Here is a 12,043-nt window from a genome sequence, read left to right as displayed (position 1 = left end):
TTCCATCATGCGAAATGCATTCGTCCGTCGCACATCCCGTCTGGTTCTTGGCTGCACGCTGATCGCCGCCGGCACCCTTCCCGCTTTCGCTGACGCCTGGCAACCTGACAAGAACGTCGAAATCGTCGTAGCCGGCGGCCCTGGTGGCGGCACCGACCAGCTCGGTCGACTTATCCAGTCGATCATCACCACGCACAAGTTCCTCGACGTTAATACCATCGTCCTCAACAAGGGCGGCGGCAACGGTGCCGAAGCCTTCCTCGACCTGAAAATGAACAAGGGCGATCCGGAAAAACTGGTGATCGGCACCAACAACATCTACCTGTTGCCGCTGGTGTCCAAGCTTGGCTACCAATGGCAGGAACTGACCCCTGTTGCGGCCGTGGCCGAGGATGACTTCATCCTCTGGAGCTACAAAGACGCGCCATGGAAGGACGCCAAAGGCTTCTATGAAGCAGCCAAGGCCGACCCGTCGAAACTGCGCATGGGCGGCAGCCAGTCCAAGGATGTCGACCAGACCCTGACCCTGCTGCTGAACCAGACCAACAACAGCAAACTGGTGTACATCCCCTTCAAGAGCGGCAGTGAAGCCGCAACGCAACTGGCCGGCAAACACATCGCCGCCAACGTCAACAACCCCAGCGAAAGCATCAGCCAATGGCGCGGCGACCAGGTCGAACCACTCTGCGTGTTCAGTAAAGAGCGCATGAGCTATACCGAGAAAGTGGCGGGTGATAAATCCTGGGCCGACGTTCCGACCTGCCACGAACAGGGTTTGGGCATCGATCAGTACCGCTTCCCTCGCACCGTGTTCATGCCCGGCGAGGTCACCGCCGAACAGCGCGCGTTCTATGTCGAGCTGATGCGCAAAGTCACCGAAACACCGGAGTTCAAGGCCTACGTCAAGCAGAACGCGCTGGTGCCGACCTTCCTCGAAGGCGAGCCGCTGACCGCCTACATTGAAAAGGATACCGCCCGCGTCACGCCGGTGTTCAAAGAAGCCGGCTGGCTGAAAAACTGAGTTGTCCACGGCCGTCCGCGTGCGCACGGCCGTCACCTGCTGGAGGTGTTTTCATGTCCCATTCTTCGGATTCACCGGCACTGGTCGGTACCCGCTGGGTCGAACTCGGCCTGGCCCTCTTCACCACGCTGATCGGCGCGGTGGTGATGTTCGGCAGTCTCGAACAGGGTATTGGCTGGGGCGATTCCGGCCCTGAGCCGGGTTACTTTCCCTTCTACATCGGCCTGATGCTGAGCGCCGCCAGCGTCGCCAACGGCGTGTTGACCCTGGTGCGTTGGCACGCGCTGGGCATTTCATTCGTCAGCCGCAGCGCGTTCAAGCAAGTGTTGTCAGTGTTCATTCCGATTGCACTGTTCGTTGGCGCGATGCCATTCACGGGGATCTACGTGGCTTCGGCCTGCTTCATCGCCTGGTTCATGTGGCGCGACAAGGTCCGCGCCAAGCCTTACGGCAAATGGATGATCGGCAGCGTATCCCTCGGCGCGGTGCTCGCCAGCTACCTGATTTTCGCGCTGTGGTTCAAGGTCCCGCTGGATGCCGGCCCGATGGGCGACTGGATTGCCCTGGCCGGGAGACATTTCAAATGAGCGAATTCGATTCCCTGCTGCAAGGCATGAACCTGATCCTGACCCCGGGCCATATCGGCCTGATGGTGATCGGCGTGCTGCTGGGCATTCTGGTCGGTGTATTGCCCGGCCTCGGCGCCCCCAATGGCGTGGCGTTGCTGCTGCCACTGACGTTCACCATGTCGCCGGTGTCGGCGATTATTTTGCTGTCGTGCATGTATTGGGGCGCGCTGTTCGGCGGCTCGATCACCTCGATTCTGTTCAACATCCCCGGCGAGCCCTCATCGGTGGCGACCACCTTCGACGGCTACCCGATGGCCCGCGAAGGCCGCGCCGCCGAAGCCTTGACCGCTGCGTTCAGCTCGGCGTTGATCGGCGCGTTGGCCGGGGTGTTGTTGCTGACGTTCCTGTCGACAAAGATCGCCGCGTTCGCCATGTCCTTCAGTTCGCCTGAGTTCTTTGCGGTGTACCTGTTGGCGTTCTGCACCTTCATCGGCATGAGCAAAAACCCGCCGCTGAAAACCGTGGTCGCGATGATGATCGGTTTCGCCATGGCCGCCGTCGGCATGGACACTGTGTCGGGCAACCTGCGCCTGACCTTCGATCAGCCAGCGCTGATGACCGGCATCAGCTTCGAAGTGGCGGTGATCGGCCTGTTCGGCATCGGCGAAATCCTCTGCACCGTTGAGGAAGGCCTGGTGTTCCGTGGCGAACATGCGCGCATCACGCCGATGGTGATCCTGCGTACCTGGGCCAAGTTGCCGCGCTACTGGTGGACGATTGTGCGCAGCACGCTGGTCGGTTGCTGGATGGGCATTACGCCCGGCGGTCCGACCGCTGCATCGTTCATGAGCTACAGCCTGGCGCGGCGTTTCTCCAAGCAGCGCGACAACTTCGGCAAGGGTGAACTCGAAGGCGTGATCGCCCCGGAAACCGCCGACCACGCGGCCGGCACCAGCGCCCTGCTGCCGATGCTGACCTTGGGCATTCCAGGCTCGGCGACCGCTGCGGTAATGCTCGGTGGCCTGATGATCTGGGGCCTGCACCCTGGCCCGACGTTGTTTGTCGAGCAGCATGATTTCGTCTGGGGCCTGATCGCCAGCATGTATCTCGGCAACGTGGTGAGTTTGATTGTGGTGTTGGCCACCGTGCCGCTGTTCGCCTCGATCCTGCGCATTCCGTTCTCGATCATCGCGCCGATCATCATCATGGTCTGCACCATCGGCGCCTACTCGGTGCACAACTCGTTCTTCGACGTGGTGTTGATGCTGGGCTTCGGCGCACTGGGTTATCTGTTCAAGAAACTCGGTTACCCGATCGCTCCGCTGGTGTTGGCGGCGGTGCTGGGGGACAAGGCTGAAGACGCGTTCCGGCAGTCGATGCTGTTCTCCGACGGGCACTTGGGGATTTTCTGGTCCAACCCCTTGGTCGGCAGCCTGACCACGGCAGCGCTGTTGATGCTGTTCTGGCCGTTGATTTCCAAGGCACTGCAAACCCTGATGGGCCTGCGCAAACCTCAAGTCGCCAAGGCAAAATCGGTGCTGTGACACAGCAATGCTGGCAACGCCTGACATTTGTTGTCAGGCTTGCCGCAGTCCCTTTTGCGAGCACGGCCCATGACCCGAATTCCTGCTGCCAATGTGATCCACAGTCGACTGCGTCTGCGCCAACTGCGGCTGATGCTGGCGTTACAGGAATTTGGCTCGTTGCGCCGCGCCGCCGACCACATTGGCATGACCCAACCGGCCGCGACCAAGATGCTGCATGAAGCCGAGGACTTGTTGGGCGTCGAGCTGTTCGAACGTCTGCCTCGGGGCATGCGCTCCACCCCGTTCGGGGAAACCGTCATCTACTACGCGCGCATGGTGTTTGCCGAACTCAGCGGCATGCGCGAAGAACTGGTAGCACTCGAATCCGGCAACCTCGGTCGAGTCGCGGTCGGGGCGATTCCGGCGCTGGCCTCAGGGCTGTTGACCCGGACCATCGCCACCTTGAAACAAAGCCATCCACGGTTGTCGATGAGCATCCAGGTCGATACCAGCGACGTGCTGGTGCAGGCCCTTTTGCAGGATCAACTGGATATCGTCCTGGGGCGGATTCCGGTCGGCGCGCGGGCCGAAGAATTGCTGTTCGACAGCCTCGGCGAAGAGGCCTTGTGCGTGATCGCCGGCGCGCAAAATCCACTGGCGCAAGAGAAACAATTGAGCTGGGCAGAACTGCAGCACATGACGTGGGTGCTGCAACAGCATCCAAGCCCGATGCGCGCGATCATCAATCAGGTGTTTCACAACGCGCGGGTCGACATCCCCAGCAGCATTGTCGAAACCACGTCGATCATGACCTTGCTCTCATTGATACAGCAGACCGACATGCTCGGTGTCACGCCGGTGTCGGTGGTCGAGGATTATCCCGGTCGGGATTTGCTGGCGGTGTTGCCGATCAAATTCGAAGCACGGCTGCCGCCGTATGGGCTGATCACCCGGCGTCATCGCATTCAATCCTCGGCGATGCAAGCGTTCATGAATTCGGTACGGGCCGAGCATGCGCTGGTCAAATAAAAAAGGCCCGGAGCGTATGCCCCGGGCCTTTTGGTTTTTACGCTGTTTTGCGGAACACGAAGATTAAACCGACGATGATCAGCAGCATGCCAAGCAAGCTCAAAGCCGCCAACCGGTTACCGAAAATCAGGTAGTCCATGACTGCCGTCACCGCCGGCACCAGGTAAAACAAACTGGTGACATTCACCAGATTGCCTCGCGCGATCAAGCGGTACAGCAACAAGGTCGCCAGCACCGACACCACCAATCCCATCCACAACACCGGCACGATGAAACCGCTGCTGTGTTCGAAGTGAAACGGCTGGAACGGCACGAAAACCCCGCACAGCAACAGCCCGGCAAGGTACTGCACCGGCAGCGTACCGAGGGGATTGTCGGTGATGCGTTTCTGCATGATCGAGCCGAACGTCATGCTCGCCAATGCCAGCAAACCGAACAGCATCCCGGCCAGTGACATGCCCGCCAGACCGATGCCCTGGTAGACCACCATGATCAACCCGGCCAGGCCAAGCGCCAGACCGAACATCCGGCTCCATGAACGCTGACGTTCCATCAGCACCACGGTGAGGATCGGTTGCACACCCATGATCGTGGCCATGACACCGGGCGTCACTTTCAGGTCGAGGGCCAGCAGATAAAAAATCTGATAAGCCCCCAGCAACACCACGCCCGTGGCCATCGCATACAACATCGGCTTGCCGCCCTTGGGCCGTTTCAACTTGAGCAACGGCACCAGCAGCACCAGGCCGCACAGCGCGATGGCGAATCGAAACAACAGAAAGGCAAAGGGTGACGCGTGGGCCAGGCCCCATTTGGAAAAGATCGCCCCGCTGCTCCACAGCAAAACGAACAGGCTCGTGGACGCCGCCGCGAGCGCGGACTTTTTTGAAAGGACAAACATGAAGACCACCTGTAGTCAGGCAAAAAGCCAACTCAGCCGAAGCTGAAATTCAGTAGTTTTTTGTGGCGGGCGCGGGGAACAGCCAAGAGCAGCTGATCAGCCCGAAACGCCAACGCCCGGCGGTGATACGACTGCGCACACCGGCGTGCTACTGACAGGTGGGGGGTAATGACTGATCTGCACAGGCTGCTGATTCCCGCACGGCACGACGCCAGCGTTGACCGCTGAATCGACTACCGCGTTGATGTGGGATACAGGCATTGGGCTGATCTTTTTTGATAGGTCGGGAGGTGAGCCATGAAACTCACCGAGCGCCGACTATAACCAGCGACTGACATGGATTGCAATGACTTGGTCAAAGGGCCAGTAACGACAGGTCGAACGTGAATGCCTAGGCTTGGGGGAACTGCAACGCCCGCTGAAGGGGATATGGAATGCAAGAGCTCGTATGCCAAGGGAACGGACGTATCTTCGGTATCAATTGTATAGGTCGAGGGCGAGAAAGCTTGCCAGTATCAAGACGACCCAATTGCAACATGCACTGGAGCTGATCGGCCCTACAGAAGTCGATTTATCGAACGTGGCTTCGAACCGATCAACGCACAGGCGTTGAGTGACTGGGAGCGGTGGGAGGTGGGGTGTCAGGGATTACCCAAACAACCAATACCCCAACAGCGTCAGCACCACCACCGCCAACACCGGCCGCAGTACGCGGTAGGCCTTGGGATTGCGACGTTTCCACTGCTTGACCACACCGCTGAGTTTGTCGCTGGAAGTCTTGCTCCAGGCGTAAACCTGGTTGATCCCTCCGACGCGTTCGTCGTCAAGGTTCTGCGGCGCAGTCGCGCGGCCCAGCCAGCCGCTGATCCAGCGGTTGATCCGAGTCATGACGCGGTTGCTCAGCGGGCGTTCAATGTCGCAGAACAGGATGACCCGGGTCTTGTCGGTTTCGTTCTTGACCCAATGCACGTAAGTTTCGTCGAACATCACGTCTTCGCCATCACGCCAGGCGTAGACCTGACCGTCGACAAAAATGCGGCAATCATCAGAGTTCGGCGTCGACAGGCCCAGGTGATAACGCAGGGAACCGGCAAACGGGTCGCGGTGCGGGTTGAGGTGACTGCCGCCCGGTAGCAGCGCGAACATGGCGCCTTTGACATTGGGAATGCTGCTGACCAGTGCCACGGTTTTCGGGCACAGGGCTGCGGCCGATGGCAGGGGTTTGTCGTACCACTTTAGGTAGAAGCGCTTCCAGCCTTTCTTGAAGAAGGAGCCGAAACCGGCGTCGTTGTTCTTTTCGGCGGCGCGGATGTAGCCTTCGTCGAACAGGTGCATCGCTTCGTCGCGGATGACCTCCCAGTTGTCCCTGAGCACGTCCAGTTCCGGGAACTTGCCGCGGTCCAGGTAGGGTTTGGACGGTACGCCGGAGAACAGGTACATCAACGCGTTGTAAGGCGCGAACAGTGCTGAATGGTTGACGAACTGACGCAGGACCGGCAAACGCGCCTTGCCACGCAAATGCACATAAAGAGTGCTGCCAAGAAACAGCAGCAATAGCGACGCCTTCGCGGCAAAGGAAAAGGTCATCCACAGCTCCTTGAGAATGAAACAACTCTGCACAACGCCATTTACCCGACGTGGCAGCCGGCCATGATAAACATTACCGGCTGCGGGAAAAACCCGCATATCTCGACATTCAGTGTTAAGAATTATGCAATAAAGCACTTCTTAACATAGGCCCCCTGAACAGGGGCTGACGTGAATCAACCCTTGCTACAAGATCAAAAAATCAATGGATCGCAGTTTTCGGCAGTGCCTGCAAAAGCCTGCGATCCGATGTTGTTACTGGTGGTTCTCCTGTTCCGTAAACAGATCACTGAACAACATGCTCGACAGGTAACGCTCACCGGAATCCGGCAGGATCACCACGATGGTCTTGCCCTGCATTTCCGGCGTTTCTGCCAGACGTACGGCCACCGCCATGGCAGCGCCGCAGGAAATACCGCATAAAATCCCTTCTTCCTGCATCAGACGCAGGGCCATGGTCTTGGATTCCTCATCGCTGACCAGTTCGACCCGATCGACCATCGACAGGTCCAGGTTCTTCGGCACGAAACCGGCACCGATGCCCTGGATCTTGTGGGGACTTGGCTTGATCTCTTCACCGGCCATTGCCTGGGTAATCACCGGCGACACTGCCGGTTCCACCGCCACCGAGATGATCGGTTTGCCCTGGGTATTCTTGATATACCGCGAAACCCCGGTAATGGTTCCGCCAGTTCCGACCCCAGCCACCAAAACATCGACAGCACCGTCGGTGTCGTTCCAGATTTCCGGTCCGGTGGTTTTTTCGTGAATGGCCGGGTTGGCCGGGTTTTCAAACTGCGACGGCATGAAGTAGACCGTCGGATCGCTGGCGACAATTTCAGCCGCTTTTTCGATCGCGCCTTTCATGCCTTTGGCCGGCTCGGTCAGTACCAGTTCGGCGCCAAGCGCCTTGAGCACCTTGCGTCGCTCGATGCTCATGGACGAAGGCATGGTCAACATCAGTTTGTAACCGCGGGCAGCGGCCACAAAGGCCAGGCCAATCCCGGTATTGCCGGAAGTCGGTTCGACGATGGTCATGCCAGGCTTGAGTTTACCGGTGCTTTCGGCATCCCAGATCATGCTCGCGCCAATCCGGCACTTGACTGAGTATCCGGGGTTACGCCCTTCGATCTTGGCCAGGATGGTGACGCCGCGCGGAGCGATGCGGTTGATCTGTACCAGCGGCGTATTGCCAATGGAATGGGCGTTGTCAGCGAAAATACGGCTCATGGCTGGGTCCTTATACAGCGTTGAATAAGGTCCCCAAGGTATGCCTGTTGCCCGTGGGCGTCCAGTCGGGTCGAACGTCCGCTGAGCGCCGCAGTCAATGGCTTTACATAGCCGGAGATCTGCCACCATGAAGCGTCGATACAGTTGGCCCCTGTGGACCCTCGCGGGCATCGTCGTGCTGCTGATTGCCCTGCACGTCGCCCTGCCCTACATGGTGCGCAACTACCTGAACGACAAACTGGCTGACATGGGCGACTACCGTGGCCAGATCACCGATGTCGACCTCGCGTTGTGGCGCGGCGCCTACAAAATCAACGGGCTGAAAATCGTCAAGGTCGACGGCAAGGTCCCGGTGCCCTTCGTCAATGCGCCGCTGATCGACCTCTCGGTCAGTTGGCACTCGCTCTGGTACGACCATGCGGTGGTGGCCGAGGTGCAGTTCATCAAGCCCGAGGTGAACTTCGTCGACGGCGGAGCCAACAAACAGAACTCCCAGACCGGTCGAGGCACCGACTGGCGAGCGCAACTGGGCAAGTTGCTGCCGATCACCCTCAACGAAGTACGCATTGACGACGGCAAGATCAGCTTTCGAAACTTCAACTCCAAACCACCCGTCAACATGAACGCCACCCAAGTCAACGCCAGTATTTTCAACCTGACTAACGTGGTCGACACCAAAGGCAAGCGTGACGCTCGCTTCGAAGGCAAGGCGCTGTTGCTGGGCCACGCGCCCTTGGAAACCACCGCGACCTTCGATCCGCTGAGCAATTTCGAAGACTTCGAATTCCGCCTGCGGGCCAAGGACATCGAGCTCAAGCGCATGAACGACTTCGCCTCGGCTTATGGCAAGTTCGACTTCAACGCCGGACACGGTGACGTGGTGATTGAGGCGCAGGCCAAAAAAGCTCAATTAACCGGCTACATCAAACCGCTGCTAAAGGACGTTGATGTGTTCAATTGGCAGCAGGACGTGGAAAACAAGGACAAAGGGCTGTTCCGCTCCATTTGGGAGGCCATCGTCGGTGGCGGCGAAACCGTGCTGAAAAACCAGAGTAAAAACCAGTTTGCAACCCGCGTTGAACTCAGCGGTAACGTGCATCAACAAGATATCAGCGCGTTCCAGGCGTTTTTGCAGATTTTACGCAATGGTTTCATCCAGGCGTTCAATGCCCGCTATGAGCGGCCAAAACCGGAGGCCGGTTAAGGTTTGCGCGTGACGGTGTAGCGACCGGTGTCTTCCGCCGCCCGTGCCGGGTTCGCTTGCTGCTGCAGGAAGTCCCAGCCCAGGCAGGCCAGCGCCAACGATCGGGGCACGGCTTCACGACCACTGCTGTAGCGCGTGATGCTCCGGGCACTGACACCCAACGCCTCGGCAGCCTGATTGAGCGGTAAGCCGGTGCGAGCACGCCAGTCGATGAAGATCCGGGTGTTTTCATCCGACGCGTTTTGCGCGAGCGCATCCAGATACAGGGTGTCGGCGCCAATCTGGATGTCCCGTTCAGGCCACTCGACGCTCCAGCCATCATCGCCCAGGGTTGCACTATTAAACGCGTGATCCACTAGCAAGGGTTGCAACCCTGGAAAGGCGTGCAAATCGCGACTCAAATCGAGCGTCAACTGCTGACCGTCGATAAAAGTCAGTGCGAGGCGGTAATCCGGCAATGCCTGCACGGCCGACAGCCGTGGGCGTTTCATGGGTAACATCGTTTCCAATCCTCCAGCAATTGCACTTGATGGGCCCTGACCCACTCCAGCGCTTCCTTGATAATCAGCGGCGGCGCCTTGCCCACCATCACTGTGACGGTTTCCAGGCTGAGCATCACATCCAGCCCGCCACCGGTCAGATGAACGTGGGGCGGTGGATGATCCTTCTCGCGCAACTGAATGCGATACGTATCTCGAAATCGATATTTAGTAGACATGCCCAGCAAGCTATCGCCAACATGGCGATAGCTCAATACTGGCCAGCCCCCGAGACTGAGTCAAGATGTGACGCCCCATTCAGAGACTGAATAAGCCGTCTGCGTTCACAGTCGACCGGGCACCGCGTTATAGTCGGGTACTACAACTTATTGCGCCCCGCCCTGCCCCGTTCAGGTCGGCGTTACCGTTCGAGGATTAGCAGATGAAGTTCGAAGGCACCCAGGCCTACGTCGCCACCGATGACCTGAAGCTGGCGGTCAACGCCGCCATCACTCTGGAACGTCCATTGCTGGTCAAGGGCGAACCGGGCACCGGCAAGACCATGCTCGCCGAGCAACTGGCCGAATCCTTTGGCGCGAAGCTGATCACCTGGCACATCAAGTCCACCACCAAGGCGCAGCAGGGCCTGTACGAGTACGACGCGGTCAGCCGCCTGCGCGACTCGCAACTGGGCACCGAAAAGGTCCACGACGTTCGCAATTACCTGAAAAAGGGCAAGCTCTGGGAAGCCTTCGAGTCCGAAGAGCGAGTCATCCTGCTGATCGACGAAATCGACAAGGCCGACATCGAGTTCCCGAACGACTTGCTGCAAGAACTCGACAAGATGGAGTTCTACGTTTACGAGATCGACGAGACCATCAAGGCCAAGAAACGCCCGATCATCATCATTACTTCCAACAACGAGAAAGAGCTGCCGGACGCCTTTCTGCGCCGTTGCTTCTTCCACTACATCGCCTTCCCGGACCGCGTGACGCTGCAGAAGATCGTCGACGTGCATTACCCGAACATCAAGAAAGACCTGGTCAGCGAAGCGCTGGACGTGTTCTTCGACGTGCGCAAGGTGCCGGGCCTGAAGAAGAAGCCATCGACCTCCGAACTGGTGGACTGGCTGAAACTGCTGATGGCCGACAACATCGGCGAAGCGGTGCTGCGCGAACGCGATCCGACCAAGGCCATTCCGCCACTCGCTGGCGCCCTGGTGAAGAACGAACAAGACGTGCAACTGCTTGAGCGCCTGGCGTTCATGAGCCGTCGCGGCACTCGCTGAGCCCTGATCAACAAGTCGAGGCTAACGCCATGCTGCTCAACCTGTTCAATGAAATGCGTGCCGCCAAGGTGCCGGTCTCGGTGCGCGAGCTGCTGGACCTGATCAACGCGCTGAAACAGCGCGTGACGTTCGCCGACATGGACGAGTTTTATTACTTGTCACGGGCGATTCTGGTGAAGGACGAAAAGCATTTCGACAAGTTCGACCGGGCCTTCGGTGCCTACTTCAATGGCCTGGAAAAGCTCGACGATCACCTCCAGGCGCTGATCCCGGAAGACTGGCTGCGCAAGGAATTCGAACGTTCCCTGACCGACGAAGAACGGGCAGCGATACAGTCCCTGGGCGGTCTGGACAAACTGATCGAAGAATTCAAGAAACGCCTTGAAGAGCAGAAAGAACGCCATGCCGGTGGCAACAAGTGGATCGGCACCGGCGGCACCAGCCCGTTCGGCTCCGGTGGCTTCAACCCGGAAGGCATTCGGGTTGGCGATGCCGGCAAGCGCCAGGGCAAAGCGGTCAAGGTCTGGGATCAACGCGAGTACAAGAACCTCGACGACTCGGTCGAGCTGGGCACGCGCAACATCAAGGTCGCCCTGCGTCGACTGCGCAAATTCGCCCGCCAGGGGGCGGCGGAAGAGCTGGACATCGACGGCACCATCGACCATACCGCCAAGGATGCCGGCCTGCTGAACATCCAGATGCGGCCGGAGCGGCGCAACACCGTCAAGCTGTTGCTGCTGTTCGACATCGGCGGCTCGATGGACGCCCATGTGAAAATCTGCGAGGAATTGTTCTCGGCCTGCAAGACCGAGTTCAAGCACCTGGAGTACTTCTATTTCCACAACTTTGTTTATGAATCGGTGTGGAAGAACAACATGCGCCGCACGTCGGAGCGCACGTCGACCCAGGACTTGCTGCACAAGTATGGCGCCGACTACAAAGTGATTTTCATCGGTGACGCCGCCATGGCGCCCTACGAAATCACCCAGGCCGGCGGCAGTGTCGAGCACTGGAACGAAGAAGCCGGTTACGTGTGGATGCAGCGTTTCAAGGAGAAATACAAGAAGCTCATCTGGATCAATCCGTACCCGAAAGATACGTGGGGCTATACGTCCTCGACCAATATCGTGCGGGATTTGATCGACGACCAGATGTACCCGCTGACGTTGCGGGGGCTGGAGGAAGGGATGCGGTTTCTTTCCAAATAGT

The 12,043-nt window shown here is 58.8% G+C and carries 12 protein-coding genes; 7 read left to right on the top strand and 5 right to left on the bottom strand.

Going from position 1 to position 12,043, the window contains the following annotated elements:
* Positions 1–7: 7 nt before the first annotated feature.
* From ACA057_RS07395 to ACA057_RS07380, 4 genes are all read left to right on the top strand, one after another.
* On the top strand, positions 8–1,021 hold the full coding sequence (locus ACA057_RS07395) for a Bug family tripartite tricarboxylate transporter substrate binding protein (RefSeq protein WP_497347110.1): 1,014 nt from the start codon (positions 8–10) through the stop codon (positions 1,019–1,021).
* A 53-nt stretch (positions 1,022–1,074) separates the two neighbouring features.
* On the top strand, positions 1,075–1,608 hold the full coding sequence (locus ACA057_RS07390) for a tripartite tricarboxylate transporter TctB family protein (RefSeq protein WP_497347108.1): 534 nt from the start codon (positions 1,075–1,077) through the stop codon (positions 1,606–1,608).
* The gene (locus tag ACA057_RS07385) at positions 1,605–3,134 is read left to right on the top strand and encodes a tripartite tricarboxylate transporter permease (RefSeq protein WP_497347106.1); all 1,530 of its coding nucleotides are present in this window, start codon (positions 1,605–1,607) and stop codon (positions 3,132–3,134) included. The genes ACA057_RS07390 and ACA057_RS07385 overlap by 4 nt, the downstream gene beginning before the upstream one ends.
* Positions 3,135–3,203: 69 nt before the next feature.
* Positions 3,204–4,145 (top strand): LysR family transcriptional regulator, encoded by a 942-nt coding sequence (locus ACA057_RS07380; RefSeq protein WP_401359983.1) that lies wholly within the window; start codon positions 3,204–3,206, stop codon positions 4,143–4,145.
* A 37-nt stretch (positions 4,146–4,182) separates the two neighbouring features.
* Here ACA057_RS07380 and ACA057_RS07375 read toward each other — a convergent pair whose 3' ends face one another.
* From ACA057_RS07375 to cysK, 3 genes are all read right to left on the bottom strand, one after another.
* A complete protein-coding gene (locus ACA057_RS07375) occupies positions 4,183–5,046 on the bottom strand; it encodes a DMT family transporter (protein ID WP_497347104.1) in 864 nt (287 codons plus the stop codon).
* Positions 5,047–5,694: 648 nt separating this feature from the next.
* Entirely contained in the window at positions 5,695–6,633 is a 939-nt protein-coding gene (locus ACA057_RS07370; RefSeq protein WP_497347102.1) for an aspartyl/asparaginyl beta-hydroxylase domain-containing protein, read from the bottom strand.
* 255 nt (positions 6,634–6,888) lie between these two features.
* Positions 6,889–7,863 (bottom strand): cysteine synthase A, encoded by a 975-nt coding sequence (cysK, locus tag ACA057_RS07365; protein ID WP_497347100.1) that lies wholly within the window; start codon positions 7,861–7,863, stop codon positions 6,889–6,891.
* 97 nt (positions 7,864–7,960) lie between these two features.
* Between cysK and ACA057_RS07360 the strand changes: the two genes are divergently transcribed.
* The gene (locus ACA057_RS07360; RefSeq protein WP_497347098.1) at positions 7,961–9,067 is read left to right on the top strand and encodes a DUF748 domain-containing protein; all 1,107 of its coding nucleotides are present in this window, start codon (positions 7,961–7,963) and stop codon (positions 9,065–9,067) included.
* On the opposite strand, the gene ACA057_RS07355 is transcribed toward ACA057_RS07360, so the two are convergent.
* Together ACA057_RS07355 and ACA057_RS07350 are read right to left on the bottom strand one after the other, a co-directional pair.
* On the bottom strand, positions 9,064–9,567 hold the full coding sequence (locus ACA057_RS07355) for a DUF2442 domain-containing protein (protein WP_497347096.1): 504 nt from the start codon (positions 9,565–9,567) through the stop codon (positions 9,064–9,066). The two genes, ACA057_RS07360 and ACA057_RS07355, sit on opposite strands and share 4 nt — an antisense overlap.
* Entirely contained in the window at positions 9,555–9,785 is a 231-nt protein-coding gene (locus tag ACA057_RS07350; protein WP_497347094.1) for a DUF4160 domain-containing protein, read from the bottom strand. Before ACA057_RS07350 ends, ACA057_RS07355 begins: the two co-directional genes overlap by 13 nt.
* A gap of 203 nt (positions 9,786–9,988) precedes the next feature.
* Here ACA057_RS07350 and ACA057_RS07345 point away from each other — a divergent pair, with 203 nt between their 5' ends.
* Positions 9,989–10,834 (top strand): AAA family ATPase, encoded by an 846-nt coding sequence (locus ACA057_RS07345; protein WP_497347092.1) that lies wholly within the window; start codon positions 9,989–9,991, stop codon positions 10,832–10,834.
* A gap of 29 nt (positions 10,835–10,863) precedes the next feature.
* Positions 10,864–12,042 (top strand): vWA domain-containing protein, encoded by a 1,179-nt coding sequence (locus ACA057_RS07340; RefSeq protein WP_497347090.1) that lies wholly within the window; start codon positions 10,864–10,866, stop codon positions 12,040–12,042.
* Position 12,043: the final 1 nt, after the last annotated feature.

The sequence above is a fragment of the Pseudomonas sp. LBUM1661 genome, assembly GCF_059695925.1.
Note: the sequence above shows the minus strand (reverse complement) of the source record. Positions and strands in the feature narration are given on the sequence as shown.

Coding starts and splice junctions, on each gene's coding strand:
- ACA057_RS07380 (WP_401359983.1), top strand. CDS start 3,204: ATGACCCGAATTCCTGCTGCCAATGTGATCCACAGTCGACTGCGTCTG.
- cysK (WP_497347100.1), bottom strand. CDS start 7,863: ATGAGCCGTATTTTCGCTGACAACGCCCATTCCATTGGCAATACGCCG.
- ACA057_RS07340 (WP_497347090.1), top strand. CDS start 10,864: ATGCTGCTCAACCTGTTCAATGAAATGCGTGCCGCCAAGGTGCCGGTC.
- ACA057_RS07370 (WP_497347102.1), bottom strand. CDS start 6,633: ATGACCTTTTCCTTTGCCGCGAAGGCGTCGCTATTGCTGCTGTTTCTT.
- ACA057_RS07355 (WP_497347096.1), bottom strand. CDS start 9,567: ATGTTACCCATGAAACGCCCACGGCTGTCGGCCGTGCAGGCATTGCCG.
- ACA057_RS07390 (WP_497347108.1), top strand. CDS start 1,075: ATGTCCCATTCTTCGGATTCACCGGCACTGGTCGGTACCCGCTGGGTC.
- ACA057_RS07345 (WP_497347092.1), top strand. CDS start 9,989: ATGAAGTTCGAAGGCACCCAGGCCTACGTCGCCACCGATGACCTGAAG.
- ACA057_RS07395 (WP_497347110.1), top strand. CDS start 8: ATGCGAAATGCATTCGTCCGTCGCACATCCCGTCTGGTTCTTGGCTGC.
- ACA057_RS07350 (WP_497347094.1), bottom strand. CDS start 9,785: ATGTCTACTAAATATCGATTTCGAGATACGTATCGCATTCAGTTGCGC.
- ACA057_RS07385 (WP_497347106.1), top strand. CDS start 1,605: ATGAGCGAATTCGATTCCCTGCTGCAAGGCATGAACCTGATCCTGACC.
- ACA057_RS07375 (WP_497347104.1), bottom strand. CDS start 5,046: ATGTTTGTCCTTTCAAAAAAGTCCGCGCTCGCGGCGGCGTCCACGAGC.
- ACA057_RS07360 (WP_497347098.1), top strand. CDS start 7,961: ATGGCTTTACATAGCCGGAGATCTGCCACCATGAAGCGTCGATACAGT.